Source organism: Winogradskyella aquimaris (assembly GCF_042676105.1).
Taxonomy (GTDB): Bacteria; Bacteroidota; Bacteroidia; order Flavobacteriales; family Flavobacteriaceae; genus Winogradskyella; species Winogradskyella aquimaris.
Map to the genome: position 1 here is coordinate 24,387 of NZ_JBHTJQ010000002.1, position 20,899 is coordinate 45,285.

The following is a 20,899-nucleotide window of genomic DNA, read 5'->3' on the forward strand; positions in this document are numbered from 1 at the left end:
AAATTGTAATAGGCTAATCATAATTGTTATATTTGCAAACTTTGAAAAATTTATGAGGTATTTAATCCTGATTTTTACGAGTATATTTTTTATGCAAATCACTAATGCTCAAATTTATGAGGTTGGTATATTTGCTGGTGGAAGTAATTTTATCGGAGATGTAGGTGCCACAAATTACATATCGCCAAATCAAGTGGCTATAGGTGGTATTTTTAAATGGAATAGGAGTCCAAGGCATTCCTTTAGAGCATCAATTATATTTTCTGATCTGGAGGGTGTTGACGGAAAATCTGATGATCCTAGAAGGGTTCAAAGAGGATATCAGTTTAACACAAGTATTTTGGAAATATCCGCCGGGATGGAATTTACATTTTGGGATTTTGATTTACATACTACTGGCATTAAGGGAACACCTTATCTGTATACTGGGATATCAGTAGCAAATCACGATAATTATTACTTTACCCAAAATGGGCAATATACCTCTGAAGATACAAGTAGCTGGGCATATGGTATACCCATGGTATTGGGTTATAAAACCAATATTTCGAACCACTTAGTTTTGGCAGCGGAAATTGGAGCTCGTTACACATTTTCGGACGAACTTGATGGTAGCGTGCCAGATAATGAATTTAGAGAACAATTGAGTTTTGGGAATACAAATAGTAATGATTGGTATGTATTTACAGGAATTACCTTAACTTACACCTTTGGTAGAAGACCTTGTTATTGTGGATTTTAAATGAGCCTAAAAGAAAAAGTAAATAAAGAAAAACTTCCACACCATGTCGCCATTATCATGGACGGTAACGGTCGTTGGGCAAAGCAGCAAGGCTTAATGCGTGTTATAGGTCATGAGAACGGGACTAAAGCGGTGCGTCAAGTTGTTGAGGCAAGTGCAGAGTTGGGTGTTAAGAATCTTACATTATACGCTTTCTCTACAGAGAACTGGAATAGGCCAAAACTAGAAGTCCAAACACTAATGAAACTTTTGGTAAAATCTTTAAAAAAGGAAATTAAAACCTTGCAGGACAACAAGATAAAGCTTTCAGCTATTGGTTGTCTTCAAGATTTGCCTAAAAAAGCACATCAAGAATTATTGGATGTTATAGAAAAAACCAAAAATAATACGAATATGACATTAACATTGGCCTTGAGCTATGGCTCTCGTGAAGAAATCGTTAATGTTATTAAAGAACTATCAGTTAAAGTTAAAAATAATATAATTTCTCCTGAAAGTATTGATGAATCCATTATAAATAAGCATCTTTACACGCAAAATTTACCAGATGTTGACCTGCTAATTCGCACTAGTGGTGAACAACGAATCAGTAATTTTTTGCTTTGGCAAATTGCCTATGCAGAATTGTATTTTACGGATATTTTATGGCCAGATTTCAACAAAGAACATCTGTATGAAGCACTCATAAATTATCAAAATAGAGAACGAAGATTTGGAAAAACAAGCGAACAACTTACCTCATAAAAAAGCATCCAATAACTATATTAAGCTAATTTGCATTGTATTATTTTTTATAGTACAATTTCATGTTAATGCGCAAGCCCAGGATGGAGCGAAGTATTTAATTAAGGAAATCACAGTTACGGGTAATACAAATTTTAGCCCACAAACGATTATTGCCTATTCTAAACTGAGAAAAGACGAAGAAATCCAGGTTGGTGGAGAAAAAATTGCAAATGCTGTTAAGACCTTATGGAAATCCAATCTTTTTAGCAGTATAGATATTTTTATTACGGACATAGATGGAAATACAGCCAATTTAGAAATCCATCTTATGGATTTACCAGAACTAAAGGATTTAACCATAGAAGGCGTTAAGAAAGGTAAAAAAGATGAAATTATAACTGAAAATAAATTACAATCTGGAGTAAAGGTTACCGAAAACTTAATTGCAACTACAAGAAATTACTTAACGAACAAGTATAAAAAGAAAGGATTTCTCAATACCAAAGTTAACATCCAAACCTCAGAAGTAATAGACTCTGTAGAAAAGGAACGTGTTAACATGAAGATCAAAATAGATAAGGGTCAGAAAGTTAAAATCAAGGATATCAACTTTATTGGAAACGAAAAACTGAAGGATAAAAAGCTTCGTAAGGCAATGAAAAACACCAAGCGTAGAAACTTTATCCGTGTTTTTAAGCGTTCAAAGTATATCGAAGAAGATTTTAGGGAAGATTTGGTGAGTATCGTAGATCAATACAAAGAAAAGGGGTATAGAGATGCCAGAATTATCTCAGATTCCATTGTATACAATAATGATAAAACGATTAGTTTAAATATTGAAGTAGAGGAAGGTGAAAAGTACACCTTCGGTAAAATTGATTTTGTAGGTAATACAGTCTATAGCGACCGACAGTTGGCGATGCTACTAGGCATAAAGGAAGGTGACACCTATAATGGTGTTGAGTTAAGAGAACGCATAGACGACCCGGAGAATCCTGACGCTCAGAGTTTAGCTAATGCTTATCAAAATACAGGTTACATGTTCTCTACAATTAACCCAGTTGAGGTTAGTGCAGAAGGCAACGTGATAGACATGGAAATTCGTATTTCTGAAGGTAAGCCTGCATATTTTAATAATGTAACGGTGGTAGGAAATGATGTTACCAATGACCATGTTATCTATAGAGAGATAAGAACGCGTCCAGGAGAGTTGTATAGTAAATCTCAAATTATTAGAACCTTGAGAGAGCTTGGTCAATTAGGGTTCTTTGATGCGCAGCAATTGGTTCCTAATATTAAAAACCCCAATCCAGTAGATGGAACATTGGATATAGAATATGAAGTTGCGGAGCAAGGTTCTAGTCAAATCCAATTACAAGGTGGTTACGGCGGCGGTGGATTTATAGGAACTTTGGGATTATCGTTCAATAACTTTGCGATAAAGGATATTTTTAAGAAAGATGCATACAAACCTGTACCACGAGGTGATGGTCAGAGTTTAGCTTTGAGGTTGCAGGCCAGTCAGTTTTTTCAAACTTATAGTTTTTCTTTTAGCGAACCTTGGCTTGGTGGTAAAAAGCCATTTCAGTTATCCAGTTCTATTTCTTACTCTAAGCAATTTTTATTTAACCAACAAACAAGAAGAGCAGATAAAAGTAGAAGATTTAATATCCTCGGTGTAACAGTTGGAATATCTACAAGATTAAGTAAGCCGGATGACTACTTTTTATTATCACAATCATTAAGTTTCCAAAACTATGATTTAAGCAACTATAACACTGGTTTGTTCACCTTTGGAAACGGTACATCAAATAACCTTTCTTATACCATTGGTTTAAGTAGAAACAATTTGTTTACAGATCCAATATTCCCAACAGGAGGATCTAGCTTTACAGCCTCTGCTAAATTGTCATTTCCTTATTCTTTAGTTAATGGCGTCGATTACAAGGCTCTTAAAGATGAGCGTGATTCGTTAGATCCTTCAGATCCTGATGATTTTGCAAGAATTGGTGAGATAGACCAAGAGCGCTTTAATTGGTTGGAATTTTACAAAATTAAATTTAGAGCAGATTGGTACACAGCATTAACCAAAAAGCTAGTTTTAAGACCAAGCGTAGAATTTGGTTTTCTTGGTGCCTATAATAAAGACAGAGGGATCATACCTTTTGAGCGCTTTTTTGTTGGTGGTGACGGTTTAGGAAACTTCGCTCTAGATGGTAGGGAAATCATTCAGTTACGTGGATATCCAAATCAATCTTTATCTACCCAGGATGGAGGTTCAATCTACAATAAATTCTCACTAGAACTTCGTCATGCCATAACTTTAGGAGCACAGGCTAAAATTTATGCTTTAGGATTTTTAGAAGGTGGGCAATCTGTTAATAGTTTTAAAGACTTTAATCCGTTTAACGTCAGACGTTCGGCAGGTGTAGGTCTTAGAATCTTTATGCCAGCCTTTGGTCTCTTAGGTATAGACTTTGGTCATGCCTTTGATGATTTGCCAGATGGAACTTCACCAAGAAAATGGGAAACGCATTTCATTATTGGACAACAATTTTAAGTTTGGCACGATATTTTCTAATTGCTAAAATGAGTATTTCATTATGGTGTTAAAATTTTTAAGGATATATTTCGTTAAATTTGAAGATTAGTAGCATTAAATACCAATATTAAACATATGGTAATTAACAAATGTCTCAAAACAAAAACAATCATGATGAAATTTAAAGTTCTTTTTTTAATGACAATTATTGGTCTAATGAGCTTTAGTATTAACGCACAACGTGGTGTTAGAATAGGGTATATTGATACGGAGTACATTTTACAAAACGTGCCAGAATATCAAGATGCTTCAAGCCAATTAGATAAAAAAGTGCTTCAATGGAAATCAGAAATAGAGAAAAAGCTTGGTGAGATTGAGCAAAAAAAGAAAGAGCTTGAAAATGAAAGCGTGCTTCTAACCAAGGAGCTATATGATGAGCGAATGGAAGATATTTCTTTTGAAGAAGCCGAAATATTAGACTATCAGCAAAAACGTTTTGGGCCAAATGGCGATTTAATCATTCAAAAAAGACAGTTGATTGAGCCTATACAAGACCAGATATTTTCAGCAGTACAACAAATTGCTGAAACCAAAAAGTATGATTTTGTTTTTGATAAATCAGCAGATGTAGTCATGCTCTATTCTGCAGAGCGTTACGATATCAGTGAACAGGTTTTAAGAACCATAACAAGAACTTCAAGACGAAATCAAGCTAAAAGCAAACAAGAGCGCAAAGAACTAGAAAATGAAGAGGTTGTTCCTGAGGTTAGTGAAGAAAAGGACGAACGCCAAAAAGCACTGGAAGAACGCAAAGCGGCTAGAGAAGCAGAATTAGCGGCAAAACGTGCCGAGAGGGAAAAGGAATTAGAAGCCAGAAGAGCAAGACAAGATTCGATCAGAGCAGCCAGAAAGAGTGAAGCTGATGCACGCAGACAAAAAGTGTTGGATGCTAGAAATGGTAGCGATGATAAAAAAGAGTCAACTGAAGAAGAAACAAAAACAACTGAAAAGGATACCACGACTCAAGCCAAAGTAGTTAACAAAAAATCAAATGCTAAAAATGAATCAGAGGCAAAGAAAGATTCTATTAGTTCCAAAAAGCCACTGACTGCGGCGGAGATAAAAGCTAGAGATCGAGAACGCAGAAGAAAAGAACTCGAAGAGCGAAAACAAAAAATTATAGAACAAAGAAAAAAGGCTCGCGAAGAACGAGAAAGGCAATTAAAAATTAGAGATTCAATAGCACAAGCTAAGAAAGAAGAAAGAGAAAACGATTAATAATTATAACACACAAATTACAATTTAGAAAAAATGAAAAACTTAAAATCATTATTATTTGCAACTGCACTTTTCATAGGAGCATCGAGCTTTATGTCGGCTCAAAGTAAAATTGCACATATTGATAAGCAAGAATTAGTTAAGGCTATGCCTGCTTATGCTGCTGCACAAGCCGAGATTGAGAAGCTAGGTAAAACTTATGAGGCTCAATTTCAAGATTCCTTGAAAGAGATAGATAGTAAGGTAAAGCAATATAATGCTGAAGCAGCTGCACAGACAGAAGAAGAAAATATAAAGCGTATGAGAGAGGTTGAGGGTATGAAGCAAAGTTTAGCACAATACCAACAACAGATGAACCAAGATCTACAGAAAAAGGAGTACGATTTGCTAAAGCCAATTTTAGAAAATGCAGATGCAGCCATTCAGACCGTAGCAAAGGCTCAAGGATTTCAATATGTCATTGATTCAGGGATGTTAATATTAGCTGAAGGTAAAGATCTAATGGCTGATGTAAAAGCACATTTAAAAATATAATGTAGTTTTTAAAATAATTAATTTAGAAAGTCGCTTTGTTAAAGGCGACTTTCTATTTTTGTAACAATGAGTAATAATCCCGTTGGCATATTTGACTCTGGTGTGGGCGGCACATCAATTTTTAAGGAAATACAAACGTTATTGCCTTACGAAAGCATTATCTACTTGGCAGATAGTAAAAATGCGCCCTATGGGAACAAATCAGAACAAGACATATTAAATCTTTCTATAAAAAACACAGAGTATCTTCTTGGCAAGGAATGTAAAATTATTGTTGTGGCTTGCAATACTGCAACCACTAATGCCATCGCCCATTTGAGAGCAACTTACGATGTGCCTTTTATAGGTATTGAGCCCGCAATTAAACCTGCTGCACTGAACACAAAAACTAAAGCGGTTGGTATTTTGGCAACCAAGGGTACATTAAGTAGTCAGCTTTTTCATAAAACATCCGACCTTTATGCTAATGGTATAAAGGTTGTCGAGCAAGTCGGTGAGGGCATCGTACCACTAATTGAATCTGGTCAGTTGCACTCCGACGAAATGAAATCGTTACTTGAAATCTATCTAGAGCCTATGCTCAAGGCTAATATAGATTATCTGGTTTTGGGATGTACGCACTATCCTTACCTAATTCCAATGTTAGTGGATTTGCTGCCTAAAGATGTCAAAATCATTGACTCAGGTTTGGCCGTGGCAAAGCAAACCAAAGCCATTCTATCTAGTAAAGAAATGCTTAATTCAGATAAAGGAAAGCCCTCAATTAAGTTGTATTCAAATGGAAATATTGAGGTGTTAAATGCTATTCTCAATAGTGCATTTGACACGTCATATTTGGATTTTTAAGATTATTATTCTTTAAACCAATTGGAATATTTGACGTAGTTGTTGGCAATTCTGTCAATTTCATCCGAGATTAATTCTTTGCTAATGTCCTTAACTTTTTTGGCGGGCACACCAGCATAAATACTGCCAGACTCTACAACTGTATTTTTGGTTACTACAGCACCTGCTGCAATAATACTGTTGCTTTCAATAACACAATCGTCCATTACAATACTTCCCATACCAATAAGCACATTGTCGTGGATGGTACAACCATGTACAATGGCATTATGACCAATGGAAACATTGTTGCCAATGGTTGTTGGCGATTTTTGATATGTAGCATGTATTATGGCTCCATCTTGTACATTTACTTTGTTGCCCATTTTAATAAAATGTACATCACCCCTGATAACAGCATTAAACCAAACACTGCAATGGTTGCCGATGGTAACTTCTCCAACAATGGTAGCATTTTCGGCAACGAAACAATCCTCGGGTATATGTGGGTGTATATTTCTTACTGGTTTAATTATAGGCATTAGTTCTAATTTTTATATTTTTAATCCATACATGTCATCTTACAGAAAACATCCCAAATAACGACTCCTGCACTTACAGAAATATTTAAAGAGTGTTTAGTGCCATATTGAGGGATTTCAATAACTACATCGCTGACGTTTACAACATCTTGTCTTACACCTTTAACTTCATTACCGAACACAAAAGCGTATTTTGTATTGGGTTTTGGGTTGAATTCATTCAGCATGGTGGCATTTTCAGCTTGCTCTATCGAGCATATATTTATTCCTTCACTCTTCAGCTTTTTTACAACATCAAGGGTGTTTTCGGCATATTCCCAATCTACAGTTTCTGTACTTCCTAAGGCAGTTTTTCTAATATCGTTATGAGGTGGTTGTGCTGTAATGCCACAGAGATAAATTTTTTCAATCAAAAAGGCATCACTTGTTCTAAAGACAGATCCAATATTGTTAAGACTACGAATATTATCCAGAATTATAATTATTGGAGACTTCTCAGCTTTTTTAAATTCAGAAATATTGAGACGTTCTAGTTCGCTATTTTTTAGTTTTCGCATGTTGAAATCTTATACTTTTTGTAAATAACTTATAGTCAAAAGGCTTTATAAAACAAGGCTATTTGGCTACATTAGCATTCTTACGATTGAATGCCCATGGCAATAATCTGGGCATAAGCAAAAATACACAATTCTCTTGGCTAAAAAGACAAAAAAGGAAACACCATTAATGAAGCAGTACAATGCCATAAAGGCGAAGTATCCTGATGCTTTATTGTTGTTTAGGGTTGGGGATTTTTACGAAACTTTTGGAAATGATGCAGTTAAGGCATCAAAGATTTTAGATATTATTTTAACCAAACGTGGTGCAGGTAGTGATGGAGAAACAGAATTAGCCGGGTTTCCCCACCATTCTTTAAATACTTATCTCCCAAAATTAGTAAGGGCTGGTGAGCGCGTCGCGATTTGCGATCAGTTAGAAGATCCAAAACAAACAAAAACCATCGTAAAACGAGGGGTTACAGAATTGGTAACACCAGGAGTTGCATTCAACGACGATATTTTACATTCCAAGTCTAACAATTTCTTGGCAGCAGTTCATTTTGATAAGAAGTTTATCGGTATTTCATTTCTAGATATTTCAACAGGGGAGTTTTTAACCGCTCAAGGGAGTACGGAATATATCGATAAACTACTTCAGAATTTTAATCCAAGCGAGGTTTTGATTTCAAAAAAGTGCAGGAAGGATTTTGAAGAATTATTTGGAAATGATTTTCATACCTTTTACTTGGAAGATTGGGTCTTTCAGTCAGACTATGCAAATGAGACTCTAACCAAACACTTCAATACAAAAACATTAAAAGGTTTTGGTATTGAAGATCTATATGAAGGTATTATTGCATCAGGTGTGGTGCTTCACTATTTAAGTGAAACGAGACACAACCAACTGCAACATATATCCACAATTTCAAGAATAGCCACAGACGATTATGTGTGGATGGACAAATTCACCATTCGAAATCTGGAGCTGTATCATTCAAACAATGCCAATGCAGTCACATTAATTAGTGTTATAGACAAAACGATTTCTGCGATGGGAGGTCGTACATTAAAGCGTTGGTTAGCATTGCCACTAAAACAAGCCGAAAAAATAAAACAACGCCATACGGTTGTAAAGTACTTGCTAGATAACGATGGGGTGCTTCAGAAAATACAAGGGCAAATAAAACACATCGGAGATATTGAACGCTTAATTTCTAAGGTAGCTACTACCAAGGTTAATCCAAGGGAAGTTATTCAGCTAAAAAATTCTTTAGAAGCTATCATACCGATAAAATCTATAGCTGAAAGTTGTAAGAATGAGGCCTTAAATATTATTGGCAGCAATTTGCATGATTGTAATATACTTCGCGAAAAAATAAAGCAAACCCTAAATGAAGAAGCACCTGTTAATGTTTTAAAGGGCGATACCATTGCTCAAGGTTTTTCGCAAGAACTCGATGAACTTAGAGGATTATCAAAATCTGGTAAAGACTATTTAGATGCTATGTTAGAGCGCGAGAGCAAAAGAACAGGTATTCCGTCATTAAAAATAGCCTCTAACAATGTATTTGGATATTATATTGAAGTACGAAATACGCACAAAGACAAAGTGCCACAGGATTGGGTGCGAAAGCAAACTTTAGTCAGTGCAGAACGTTATATTACCGAAGAACTAAAGGAATATGAGGCTAAAATCCTTGGTGCAGAAGAACGAATTTTAGCCATAGAACAACAATTGTTTTCAGAACTTGTAATGTGGATGCAGCAGTTTATTGTTCAAGTACAGCAGAATGCACAACTTATAGGGCAATTAGATTCTTTATGTGGATTTGCAAGTCTTGCAAAAACAAACAATTATAACTACCCAGAGATTGATGATAGTTTTGATTTAGATATTAAAGATGGTCGCCATCCAGTTATAGAAAAGCAGCTTCCTTTAGGGGAAGCCTACATCGCAAATGATGTTCATCTCGATAGAGAAACTCAGCAAATCATAATGATTACAGGTCCTAATATGTCTGGTAAATCAGCAATTTTAAGACAAACCGCATTAATTGTTTTATTAGCGCAAATTGGAAGTTTTGTGCCTGCAAGGGAGGCAAAAATTGGCTTGGTAGATAAGATTTTTACGCGTGTTGGGGCAAGTGATAATATTTCTATGGGGGAGTCTACATTTATGGTAGAGATGAATGAAACCGCTTCGATTCTCAATAATATTTCAGAACGAAGTCTGGTATTATTAGATGAAATAGGAAGAGGTACAAGTACTTATGATGGAATCTCAATAGCTTGGGCCATAAGTGAATACCTGCACGAACATCCTGCGCGACCTAAAACGCTTTTTGCAACGCACTATCATGAGCTTAATGAGATGTCCGAAACATTTGCAAGAATTAAGAATTTTAATGTTTCTGTAAAAGAACTTAAAGACAATGTGTTATTTGTTAGAAAACTAGTGGAAGGCGGTAGCGAGCATAGTTTTGGTATTCATGTAGCTAAAATGGCAGGAATGCCTCAGCAAGTCATTAGAAGGGCTAACAAAATATTGTCTAAATTAGAAAAATCGCACTCCAATGAAGAACTTACAGACAATATTAAGTCTCTGAAAGATGATATGCAACTAAGCTTCTTTAACTTAGATGACCCCTTATTGGAAGAAATAAAAGATGAAATTCTTCATACAGACATTGATACATTAACACCAGTTGAGGCACTTATGAAACTCAATGAAATTAAGCGGATGTTATTGAAGAAAAAGCAAGCCTAAAGCCAATTAATTTATTTTTAAAAAAGTCTTTGCATTTATAAGAAATAGTTTAAATTTGCATCCGCTTTTATAGCTTAAGTTCTTATTAATAGACTACGCGAAAGTAGCTCAGGGGTAGAGCATCACCTTGCCAAGGTGAGGGTCGCGGGTTCAAATCCCGTCTTTCGCTCTATACAATATATACCAATTAAGTTACCGTCTGTAACTTGGATGCTGAAGTGGTGGAATTGGTAGACACGTTGGACTTAAAATCCAATGGCCATTATGGCCGTGCGGGTTCAAGTCCCGCCTTCAGTACTAGAAAGCTAGCTTATTTAAGCTAGCTTTTTTTGTTTATAATCTCATAAGTAATGTGTACCCTAACCGATACATACTCTAGGGTTAAAAATAAATTCTCACCACGGCATTGGTTGTAAGTCCTAATGAAAGTCTTGTGAATTCGTCAACGTCATTACTTTCGTTTATTCTAAAGAAGTTGTTTATTATATTCTCTCTGTTGGAAATATTCCAAATTGATGCACCAACCTCTGATCTAAATGTGTTACTGATTTTAAACTTAAACAATGCAGAGGCATCAATCCTTAGATAATCCATTAATCTTTCATTATTCGCTTGGTCAAAATTAATACCGTTATCAATGATTGGATTGTCGGATACTGGAATTGAGGTGGGTTGACCAGTCCTGTAGTTGACGCCCGCAGAAATATTCCAATTCTTATTGGCGTAGGTTGTTCCAAATGTAAGGGAATGGGTAATGTCAAAATTACTTGGAAATTCAATATCCTCTAGCCTTTCAAACGTATAGGTATTATCGATATAAGCATAGCTTAACCAACTGTTAAAGTTACCTAACTTTTTACGTAACAATAGCTCAACACCATAGGCGGTGTAGCTTCCTTTTTCTTTAGTAAACTCGTACTTGGTAGTAAAACTTTGACTTTGTGTCGTGATTCCTGTTACCTCTTTGTAATACCCTTTGGCATCCAATAACCAACCTTTGTTTTTAAATGTTATGCCCAAAGACGCTTGCTTACTCTGTATAATAGGAATGCTATCATTGTCGGTCAGTTGCCACCGTCTTCTTTCTATACCCAAAAAGTCGTTTTGGAAGTTTATCGTTTGAGAGGTACTTTGATGCTTAAACTCACCTTGAGCTTCCATCTCAATATAATTACCAATGGATTTCCTTATGCTTATTCTAGGTTCAACAATTAGTTTGCTAAATCGGGTTAAAAAATTGGCTCTTATGCCACCTCTAATCGATAGACTATTACTAGAATTTTTATACCATGCCTGCCCGAAAGCAGCATGTTCCCTTAATACTTCCTCATCTCTTCTTACAAAACGGGGAAGGTCGATATCATTCAAGTTTATGACTTCTGTTTCAGTAAATTGATAGCCGATATTATAGATCCACAGGTTGTGTTCAAAACGATTATTTAGTCTAACACTAGTTTCGGATACCGTATTCTCCTGCAAAAAGCGTTGCTGTTCTATTACATTGGCATTTATAGCTTTTAATTGATAATCGGTATTATAAATATTTATATTGGAACTTAGCTTTCTACTCCATAATCTTTTGTAGCTCGCACCAAAAGCTGTACTCGTTTGAGATGCACTACTTTGTCTAGTTTGAATAGTGTTATTTATAATGGCATTTTCGTTAAAACTTAAGTCGTTATTGACAAGAATGAAATTGAAACGGATAAAATCCTTATCACTTGGTTGGTACAACCAACGTGCAGAAACATCATGAAAATTAAAATTTCTATCAGAGTTGGTAACATTAGTAACATTGGTTTCTGCTTCTGTTTCTTGAGTGATCCTGTCAAAATAAACCTCATAGGTTGGTGTTCTTATGACATCGTCTAAAGATTTTCTGGATGCGATTTGAAGTGATGATTTTTCTCCAATAGGAATATTGGAAAAGAGTTCTGCATTTAAAAAATTTAGCCCAAAAACACCATTAAATTTTGAGTCAATTTGTTGTTCTGTTTTCATATGAATTGTACCAGAAACTCCATCGGTTAAAGATACATCAGAACCATTGTTGATAATACTTGCCTTTTGAGTCATCAGTGGATTAAAACTAGAAATGAGACCAAAAAAGTGCCCTGTTTGATACATTTTTATGTCATCCCAAAGCATTAGATTTTGGTCATGAGATCCACCTCTAATATTAATGTTAGACACTGTTTCGTCAACACTTAAAATACCTGGTAAGGCTTGTGCAGTTTGTAGCACATCAGATTCTATTAAACCAGGCAAAAGACTAAATTTTTTATAATCTATAGAGGTTGTCCAGTCTTGCCTTTTATCAATACCATTTACAAGATAGGTTTCAATAAGCACAGGAGCAATGGCTTCTTCTTGCAATAACATGGAAATTATTGAGCAATCATCCGGATTAAAATACAGCGCTTTTCTTTCAATAGTTTTAAAGCCAATGTACCTTATGGTTAGTGGTTGATTCTGAGACCTTAATTCTATTTCAAAATACCCGTTTTCATCCGTTACAGCGTATGCAAACTGGCTATTGATAGTTGCTCCCTCGAGAGGTTTTTGGGTTTCGGAATCTTTAATATAGCCACATAAGGAAATCCTTCTAGAAATGCTGTAGACATAATCGCTAACCCTTTCAAAGATTAAAGAGGTTTGATCTTCCAATGCTTTTATCTTTCTTGAAAGACTTAATGCTTCAGGTAATGGAGAAACGATTATATTTTCTAATAAACTACTTTCATAGTTAAAATTTACCGAATGTTGATTGGTGATTTGTTCTAAGACTTTAGAAATTGGAATGTTTTGAGCTGTAGTCTGCCCTCTTAAATTTTGCCCATATACTAGGCTAAGGATGAAACAAACTATGTAGACCTTAATCCTATTCATGCCTTGCAATGACCACTTTAGAATTTTTAATGGTATAGGTCAGATCAAGGGGTTTAGTGATGGATTTTAAGGCGTTCTGCAAATTACCGTGTTCAAAGGCTCCTGTAAAATTAGTAGTCAAATCAGTAGGATATTGGACGTTAATATCAAAATGTTTTTCGAGTTCTTTTACAACATCGGTAAGAGTAGCATTTTCAAATACACTCATATTTTTCAGCCAGTATGGCTCAACTATCGCAATTGTTGTTTTTGAACCTTGGCCTGATTTTAAACTAAATTCAGTCCCTGCAGGTAACTTGACATCGTTATTGTTGTAGGTAACTTGTACAAGTCCTTCGTAACAAGATACTTTAAAAACACTGTCTCTAGAGACTACGTTAAACTCAGTACCAAGTACACTTACTTTACCGTTTGCTGTATTTACGTCAAAACGGTTTCCTTTTTCAACATCAAAAAAGGCCTCTCCATCAAGGTCTAAAGTTCTATTATTATCCCAATTTTGTTCAGAAAAAACCAATTGAGACAATTCATTAACTTTTACGATAGAGTTATCAGGTAATGTAACTGTTCTGTTTTCATTGGCTAGAGTTTCTATACGTGTTTCTTGGTTAAAGAAAAAAGTAAAATACAAGCCTAGTGTAACAATAATCACACTTGCTACTTTTATAAATGGATTGAACCAATCAATTTTTCTAACAGGTGTTTTCTGTTTATTGTAACGTTCTTTAAAGCTATTAAAGTCACTTAGCTTTGAATGGTCCGATGCTTTAAAGTGTTTCGCATAGTCTACAATATAAGTATTAAAATCTGCATCCTCTAGTTGCTGAAAAGCTTTATTTTCAGCCTCAGAGAGCTCATTTTTCAACCATTTTTCTATTAACTCATCTTTCTTCATAAGATGTTCATTTTATAGTATAACAACTTACTATGCATTTCTCCTGATTATTTTTTTCTAAAAGCTTCAAGTTTTTCTTTCAGCACATTAAATGCACTATAAATTCTATACTCTACTACCTTTTGTGTTACATTAAGCATTTGTGCAATTTCTTTATGGGTCTTTCCTTCAACCTTACTCATTAAGAAAGCAGCCCGTTGTTCTTCGGTAAGCGATTCCAGTACCTTTTGGTAGCGCTCAGCAAATTGCTCCTTTTCTAAAATAAATTCCGGAGTTTCGTAAGTGTAGTTTTTAGGGCTTTCTTGCTGATGCTTAAGAACCACTTTTTGGTGTTTAAGTTCGTTAAGCACTAAATTATTTGCAATTGTAAACAGAAAGGACTTTGCTTTAGAGATACTTACGGTTTTGCAATTATCCCAAAGCTTTATGAAAGCTTCTTGGGCTTTATCGTCTACGTTAACCTGAGACCCAAATTTGTAATATAAAAAGTTATGCAAATCTTGCCCTAAACTATCATATATACGCTCAAAAACGTTTTCATCACAAATATCTTCAGGTATGTCTTTGCTCACAAAATAGATTTTGGTTTAAAAATAGCACATTTTTTTTATGAAATCCATCAGGAGAAATGTAATTGGAGTTGTTCTATTAAAAAAAGTTACGTTTAAATTCATAAGATGTACGCTTCAAAAGTTACTAAGAAAACCTCGAAACTAGTTCTTGCTCTAGTAAATATGAAGAGGGAAGAATTGATTCTTTGTGACCAAAAAACGACAGTGCTCAGTAAACAACTAAATTATATTCATAATAATGAGGCTAATCGATGTAAACTTAGAATGACGAAACAGCGCAGAGCACATCTACAAAAAACCATAACGAGTCTCATTCAATTGGAAGAAAAAATAGAAAATTTAAAATTTTTTCAGGAGAATGATAAACTTAGTTGTTATATAAATAAACAGACCAATAAATAACAAGAATTAAAACTGATAACAATGAGAACCCGATTAAAATCAATTTATTTTTTAGCAAGTTTGGCCCTCTTAATAGTGACGGCATCTTGTAGAACAGAAGAAGACTTAAGTATTGATCCACCTACTGAGCAAACGTTAGAAGCCAATACACAAACGGCAGCCTTAATGCAAAATGTAGTTATGAATGATGGCTCTTCAGACAACATTATTGATAATGCGAGCTGTCTAAGTATTCAATTTCCAGTTACCGTCACTGTAAACGGAATTACACTTCAAATTGAAGACGAAGATGATTTGGACGATATAGAGGACATTTTTGATGAATTTGATGATGACGATGATAACATTGTTATTTCTTACCCAATAACGATTGTACTTTCAGATTTTACAACAGTAGTAATTAATTCTGATGATGAGTTGGAGGATTTTGTTGAAGATTGTTTTGAGGATAATTTTGATGATGATGATATTGAGTGTATAGATTTTCAATACCCAATTACAGCATCTGCGTTTAATGAAAACAATGAATTAATCTTATCTTTTACTATAAACAATGATTTTGAGATGTATAATTTCATAGATGACTTAGATGAATATGCAGCGGTTACTATAGACTTCCCAATTACTGTAATATTGGCGGATGGAACGACACAAATCGTAAATAATATTCAAGAGTTGGCCATGGTTATTGAAGCTGCTGATGATAGTTGTGATGAAGACGATGATAATGACTACGACGACGACGACTGCGATGATTGTACCACAGACTTAGTAACTGATGTTTTAACCCAATGTTCCGACTGGTATATAGATGGATTAGAGAGAAACGATAACGACCTAGAAGATAATTACATGGGTTATTTCTTCACCTTTAATAGTGATAACACAGTTGATGTAACATGGGATAACGGCATGCAGACTGAAAGCGGTACTTGGAGTGCAAGTGGATCAGGAAATGAGATTATTTTTGAAATCGACATCCCTGGATTTGACGACATTAATGATGCCTGGAATTTACACGAAATTGACAACGACAACGATGACGATGAGCTAGAGTTTGAACTTAGAATAGGTGATGATGAATTGGAATTTAACAATTACTGCTCATCAGATAACAGTAATGACAATTTAACGAATACGCTATCTGATGGATTATGGATAGTTGCATCTTACACGGAGGATACTGATGATCAAACAGCAGATTATGCAGGTTATGAATTGAATTTTGATAGTAACGGTACAGTAACGGCATCAAACGGGAGTACAACAAATAATGGAACATGGTCTGTACTTAATGGCGGAAATGAAGTCATGTTAAATTTTGGAACAGATATGCCATTTCTAGAATTCAATGATGATGACTGGGATGTTATATCTTCATCGGAAACAGAAGTTGTACTTCAAGATATTAGTGGAGGTGATGGCGAAACAGACACCTTAACACTTCAAAAGATATAAATTAATTAATTTAACTAAAAACAACAAATCATGAAAAAAGTATTTAATCTGGGATTTATCCTAATGCTCAGCATCACACTAATGTCGTCTATGTGTTCAAGTGATGACGATGATGGAACACCAAATAACAATAGCCAACAAATTGCAGAAATTGAAAATGATGTGCAGTCTGGCACTTGGATCATCACCAACTTTGTAGATTCTGGTCAGGATGAAACATCAGATTTTAATGGCTATGATTTTTCCTTTAATGCTGATGGTACCTTAGTGGCTACTAATGGTACAAACACAATGACTGGAACATGGTCTGTAACTGATGATGACAGCAGTGATGATGATAGTAGCAGTAGTAGTGATATCGACTTTAATATCTTTTTCCCTGTACCAGATACAAATGATTTTGAAGATTTAAATGATGACTGGGATATTGTAACTTCAACTTCTACAAGAATAGAACTTATTGATATTAGTGGAGGTAATGGAGGTACAGATTTGTTGACATTTGAGAAAAACTAGAGCAACAATAAACTATTAGTCCCCAAATTTACACATCAATTGTTTGGTTAATAGTAGGCCAACCATGAAATTTCATGGTTGGTTTTTTTTGTTTACATAATTTTTTAAATTTGTATGATGTATTATGTCATATAAAAAATTTAAATGTTTACTCCTTTAGGTACTAAAAACTCCCTCACCCAGATAATTGAATATGAGCTCACAGAAGCCATTAGAGCAGGAACATATCCGCCTGGAAGCAAATTGCCCACAGAAAATGAACTTTGTGATCTTTTTGTAGTCAGTAGAACTGCCGTTCGTGAAGCCATTAAGAAAATGAATGCTCGAGGAATTGTTGAAGTTAAAAGGGGTAGTGGTGTATATGTTTCTGAAATGAGTATAAAAAATGCTTCAGAAACATTAAATCTTTTTTTCGAGCTTTCTTCAGACAAAAATGTCATTCTACAAACTATAAAAACAAGGCTTGTTTTAGAGCCAGCCTTGGCAAGTCAGGCTGCAACTCATCGTAATGATGACCAAATAGAGTTGCTGGTTGAAAATATAAAAATGACCAAAGCTTGCGATATAAATGATGCCGATAGGGAAGCAGAACTAGATAATGATTTTCATAAAACCATTTTATCTATAGCTGATAACCAAGTGTTGGATTTACTCTTAGGTCCAATGTTTAATTTAATGCCAAAGTTTAAAACTAGTGTTTTTGCAAAGTCACAAGAGGGTGCTTTGGTAAAAAAGAAAGAGGTGATGCTAAGTCATCATGAAAACATACTTGAGGCCATTATTAAACAAGACCAACAATTAGCCAATAAGACTATGTATAATCATATTCTCGAGACACAGAATAACTATATAAAAACACTAAAAAGAAAATGAGTTTCATAACCTTTGGAGAAATCATGCTACGATTAACTCCCGAAAAACATAAGATGAAAATAAATTCTTGTAAATCTTTTAATGTTGACTATGCAGGTTCTGAGTCTAATGTTGCTAGTTCCTTAGGTGTATTAGGTAATGATGTTGCTTTTGTGACCAAGCTTCCAGAAAACCAACTTGGTGATGCTGCCATAAGCTCATTAAGGTGGTATGGTATAAACACGAATGCTATTGTAAGAGGAGGTAATAGAATTGGAACTTATTTTATAGAGCAAGGCACTTCAATAAGACCATCTAAAGTCATTTATGATCGGAAGAATTCATCACTCAGCGAGATAAAAGACAATGAATTTAATTGGGAAGAGATTCTAAAAAACAGAACCTGGATTTTTTTATCTGGAATTACACCAGTATTATCAAGCCAATGTGCAAAGGAAACTATTAAAGTTGCTGAAATAGCTAGGAAAATGGGTGTTAAGGTCGCTTTTGATATGAATTATAGAAGATCATTGTGGAAACAACCATCAGATGCAAGAATAATCTTTGATAAAATTTTCAATAATACCAATTTGTTATTTGGAAATGCAAATGTTCTTAAAGATGTCTATAACATAAGTCCTGAGGGGGATAATAAGCATGACCAAACACTAAATGCCATGGAAACTGCAAGTCAAAAATTTGGTATTGACAAGATAGCTTTTACGATTAGAGATCATGTCTCAGCGAGTCATAATAAACTTTCAGGTGTTTTTCTTTCAGAATCCAAATACTACACATCAAATACTATTGAGGTATCAATCGCAGATAGATTTGGCACTGGTGATGCGTTTGCGGCAGGATTGCTGCATGGAGTGAATAAGGAATGGAATGACCAAAAAGCAGTTGATTTTGCCACTGCTGCTTTTGCTTTAAAGCATACGGTTTTAGGAGATCAACATACAAGTAGTGAAGAAGAAATTTTTTCAATAATGGAAGGTAACATAAGCGGACATGTTTTAAGATGAAAAGACAAGAAATAGTAGCTTTTATAAAAAGTGAGCGGTTAATCGCAATTGTTAGAACAAAGGAACAAGAAAAAGTACCAGAAATTATAGAGGCTTTAGTACAAGGAGGCATAAGGGTTATTGAGATTACATCTAATACACCAGGCTTTTTAAATGAAATCTCAAAAGCTAGAGAACGCTACGCCACTTCCAAAATTCTAATTGGTACAGGAACAGTAATAAACAAAGTGATTGCAGAACAGGCCATAAAATCAGGAGCTCAATTTTTGGTGACACCAAACACCAATTCAGACGTGTTAGCTGTTGCAAATCAATATGAGGTGCCAGTAGCCATGGGAGCGGTTACTCCAACGGAGATATGCTCAGCTGTAGACAGTGGTGCGGATATTGTAAAATTGTTTCCAGCTGGTAACTTGGGTGTTGGCTATTTTAAATCGGTAAAATCACCGTTAGACAAGGTCTGCTTTTTTGCTGTGGGAGGAATAGATCTTTCGAATATTGAAGAGTGGATAGCTGCCGGTATATCTGGTTTTGGTTTAGGAAGTGCGTTAACCAATGTTAATGACCATGAAGAATCAAACGGCATAAGAAAGAATGCAGAGCAATTTGTAAAAATTAAAAAAGAGTCTAAATGGATCCATTAGAAATCGTCAAATTAGAACTATTTAAAGTGCCGCCAAGATGGTTATTTGTTAAGATAACTACCAAGTGTGGTATTATTGGTTGGGGAGAACCTGTTGTTGAAGGTAAAGCAAATTCTGTTGCAGCATGTGTTAGAGAATTAGAGCCATACTTAATAGGAAGAACGGCCAACCAAATAGAGGACATATGGCAGGTACTCTATAGAGGTGGCTTTTATAGAGGAGGTACCATACTTATGAGTGCCATTTCTGGCATCGACCAAGCTTTATGGGATATTAAAGGAAAATATTTAAACGTTCCTGTTTATGAACTTTTAGGTGGTGCAGTACGACAAAAAATGAAAATGTATTGTTGGATTGGTGGGGATCATCCAGATGTTGTTTTAGAGCAAGCTCATGAAAAAATAAATCAAGGCTATACAGCTGTAAAAATGAATGCCACTGGGCAAATGCGCTGGGTAGCAAATGTAAAGGATGTTAAAAATGTAGCGCAAAATATCAAATTGTTACGAGAAGAATTTGGCTATGATATCGATATTGGCTTGGACTTTCATGGAAGGGTTCATAAGCCAATGGTTAAAAGACTCATAGATGAACTAGAACCTTATGAGCCTATGTTTATAGAAGAGCCTGTATTAAGTGAAAATAACGATGCACTTAAGCACATTTATTCATACACCAGTATACCCATTGCTACAGGGGAACGAATGTTGTCTCGCTGGGACTTTAAAGACATACTGCATCAAGGTGTTGTAGATATTATTCAGCCAGATTTAAGTCATGCCGGTGGAATTTCAGAAGTGAAAAGAATCGCCACAATGGCAGAAGCATATGATATTGCACTTGCACCACATTGTCCTTTAGGCCCAATAGCTCTCGCATCGGCATTACATTTAGACTTTTCATCACCTAATGCTACTATCCAAGAGAGTAGCTTAGGAATTCACTACAATCAAGGATTTGATTTACTGGATTATGTTGATAATCCAGAAGTGTTTGATGTTAAAAATGGATACTTGGATTTGTTTGAAAAACCTGGTTTAGGTATTGATTTAAGTGAAAAGAAACTTAAAGAGGGTTTAAAGATTGGACATGATTGGAAAAATCCTATTTGGAGAAATGAGGACGGTAATTTTGCCGAATGGTAGAAACTA

The 20,899-nt window shown here is 35.1% G+C and carries 18 protein-coding genes and 2 tRNA genes; 15 read left to right on the top strand and 5 right to left on the bottom strand.

All coding sequences use genetic code 11. The features are described 5' to 3' along the window. Positions 1-52 precede the first annotated feature (52 nt). The 6 genes from porG (at position 53) to murI (ending at position 6,668) form a co-directional block, all read left to right on the top strand. On the top strand, positions 53-742 hold the full coding sequence (porG, locus tag ACFQ1K_RS00695; RefSeq protein WP_320555751.1) for a type IX secretion system protein PorG: 690 nt from the start codon (positions 53-55) through the stop codon (positions 740-742). After that, positions 743-1,486, top strand: a complete 744-nt coding sequence (locus tag ACFQ1K_RS00700) for an isoprenyl transferase (RefSeq protein WP_320555750.1) — start codon at positions 743-745, stop codon at positions 1,484-1,486. Then, positions 1,455-4,028: an outer membrane protein assembly factor BamA gene (bamA, locus tag ACFQ1K_RS00705; RefSeq protein ID WP_320555749.1), complete on the top strand. Its 2,574-nt coding sequence runs from the start codon at positions 1,455-1,457 to the stop codon at positions 4,026-4,028. Before ACFQ1K_RS00700 ends, bamA begins: the two co-directional genes overlap by 32 nt. Before the next feature lie 153 nt (positions 4,029-4,181). Then, entirely contained in the window at positions 4,182-5,288 is a 1,107-nt protein-coding gene (locus ACFQ1K_RS00710) for an OmpH family outer membrane protein (RefSeq protein WP_320555748.1), read from the top strand. 33 nt (positions 5,289-5,321) lie between these two features. Next, positions 5,322-5,822 (top strand): OmpH family outer membrane protein, encoded by a 501-nt coding sequence (locus ACFQ1K_RS00715; protein ID WP_320555747.1) that lies wholly within the window; start codon positions 5,322-5,324, stop codon positions 5,820-5,822. Between the two features lie 66 nt (positions 5,823-5,888). Further along, positions 5,889-6,668 carry a glutamate racemase gene (gene murI, locus ACFQ1K_RS00720; protein ID WP_320555746.1) on the top strand — a complete coding sequence of 260 codons (780 nt, stop codon included), beginning with the start codon at positions 5,889-5,891 and terminating at the stop codon, positions 6,666-6,668. A gap of 5 nt (positions 6,669-6,673) precedes the next feature. Here the strand turns inward: murI and ACFQ1K_RS00725 are convergent, their stop codons facing one another. Together ACFQ1K_RS00725 and ACFQ1K_RS00730 are read right to left on the bottom strand one after the other, a co-directional pair. Then, positions 6,674-7,189, bottom strand: a complete 516-nt coding sequence (locus ACFQ1K_RS00725) for a gamma carbonic anhydrase family protein (RefSeq protein ID WP_320555745.1) — start codon at positions 7,187-7,189, stop codon at positions 6,674-6,676. A 20-nt stretch (positions 7,190-7,209) separates the two neighbouring features. Beyond that, the gene (locus tag ACFQ1K_RS00730; protein ID WP_320555744.1) at positions 7,210-7,746 is read right to left on the bottom strand and encodes an RNA methyltransferase; all 537 of its coding nucleotides are present in this window, start codon (positions 7,744-7,746) and stop codon (positions 7,210-7,212) included. 136 nt (positions 7,747-7,882) lie between these two features. Between ACFQ1K_RS00730 and mutS the strand changes: the two genes are divergently transcribed. From mutS to ACFQ1K_RS00745, 3 genes are all read left to right on the top strand, one after another. Further along, positions 7,883-10,495 (top strand): DNA mismatch repair protein MutS, encoded by a 2,613-nt coding sequence (gene mutS / locus ACFQ1K_RS00735; RefSeq protein WP_320555743.1) that lies wholly within the window; start codon positions 7,883-7,885, stop codon positions 10,493-10,495. A gap of 97 nt (positions 10,496-10,592) precedes the next feature. Beyond that, positions 10,593-10,664, top strand: a tRNA-Gly gene (locus tag ACFQ1K_RS00740). A 43-nt stretch (positions 10,665-10,707) separates the two neighbouring features. After that, positions 10,708-10,792: transfer RNA gene (locus ACFQ1K_RS00745), tRNA-Leu, on the top strand. Positions 10,793-10,876: 84 nt separating this feature from the next. Here the strand turns inward: ACFQ1K_RS00745 and ACFQ1K_RS00750 are convergent. Genes ACFQ1K_RS00750 through ACFQ1K_RS00760 form a run of 3 tightly spaced genes read right to left on the bottom strand, consistent with a single transcriptional unit; the run spans position 10,877 to position 14,851 of the window. After that, on the bottom strand, positions 10,877-13,384 hold the full coding sequence (locus ACFQ1K_RS00750) for a TonB-dependent receptor (RefSeq protein WP_320555742.1): 2,508 nt from the start codon (positions 13,382-13,384) through the stop codon (positions 10,877-10,879). Further along, complete coding sequence (locus tag ACFQ1K_RS00755; RefSeq protein WP_320555741.1) at positions 13,377-14,279, bottom strand: FecR family protein; 903 nt, start codon at positions 14,277-14,279, stop codon at positions 13,377-13,379. The genes ACFQ1K_RS00750 and ACFQ1K_RS00755 overlap by 8 nt, the downstream gene beginning before the upstream one ends. Positions 14,280-14,326: 47 nt before the next feature. Further along, the gene (locus tag ACFQ1K_RS00760; protein ID WP_320555740.1) at positions 14,327-14,851 is read right to left on the bottom strand and encodes an RNA polymerase sigma factor; all 525 of its coding nucleotides are present in this window, start codon (positions 14,849-14,851) and stop codon (positions 14,327-14,329) included. A gap of 423 nt (positions 14,852-15,274) precedes the next feature. Between ACFQ1K_RS00760 and ACFQ1K_RS00765 the strand changes: the two genes are divergently transcribed. The 6 genes from ACFQ1K_RS00765 to dgoD all read left to right on the top strand — a co-directional run bounded on the left by ACFQ1K_RS00765 (position 15,275) and on the right by dgoD (position 20,893). Then, on the top strand, positions 15,275-16,711 hold the full coding sequence (locus ACFQ1K_RS00765) for a hypothetical protein (RefSeq protein ID WP_320555739.1): 1,437 nt from the start codon (positions 15,275-15,277) through the stop codon (positions 16,709-16,711). A gap of 30 nt (positions 16,712-16,741) precedes the next feature. Then, complete coding sequence (locus ACFQ1K_RS00770) at positions 16,742-17,227, top strand: hypothetical protein (protein WP_320555738.1); 486 nt, start codon at positions 16,742-16,744, stop codon at positions 17,225-17,227. Positions 17,228-17,371: 144 nt separating this feature from the next. Next, positions 17,372-18,100, top strand: a complete 729-nt coding sequence (locus tag ACFQ1K_RS00775) for a FadR/GntR family transcriptional regulator (RefSeq protein ID WP_320555737.1) — start codon at positions 17,372-17,374, stop codon at positions 18,098-18,100. Beyond that, positions 18,097-19,104, top strand: coding sequence for a sugar kinase (locus ACFQ1K_RS00780; protein ID WP_320555736.1), 1,008 nt, complete (start codon positions 18,097-18,099; stop codon positions 19,102-19,104). Before ACFQ1K_RS00775 ends, ACFQ1K_RS00780 begins: the two co-directional genes overlap by 4 nt. Next, positions 19,101-19,748: a bifunctional 4-hydroxy-2-oxoglutarate aldolase/2-dehydro-3-deoxy-phosphogluconate aldolase gene (locus ACFQ1K_RS00785; protein WP_320555735.1), complete on the top strand. Its 648-nt coding sequence runs from the start codon at positions 19,101-19,103 to the stop codon at positions 19,746-19,748. The genes ACFQ1K_RS00780 and ACFQ1K_RS00785 overlap by 4 nt, the downstream gene beginning before the upstream one ends. Further along, positions 19,736-20,893, top strand: a complete 1,158-nt coding sequence (gene dgoD / locus ACFQ1K_RS00790) for a galactonate dehydratase (protein ID WP_320555734.1) — start codon at positions 19,736-19,738, stop codon at positions 20,891-20,893. The genes ACFQ1K_RS00785 and dgoD overlap by 13 nt, the downstream gene beginning before the upstream one ends. Positions 20,894-20,899: the final 6 nt, after the last annotated feature.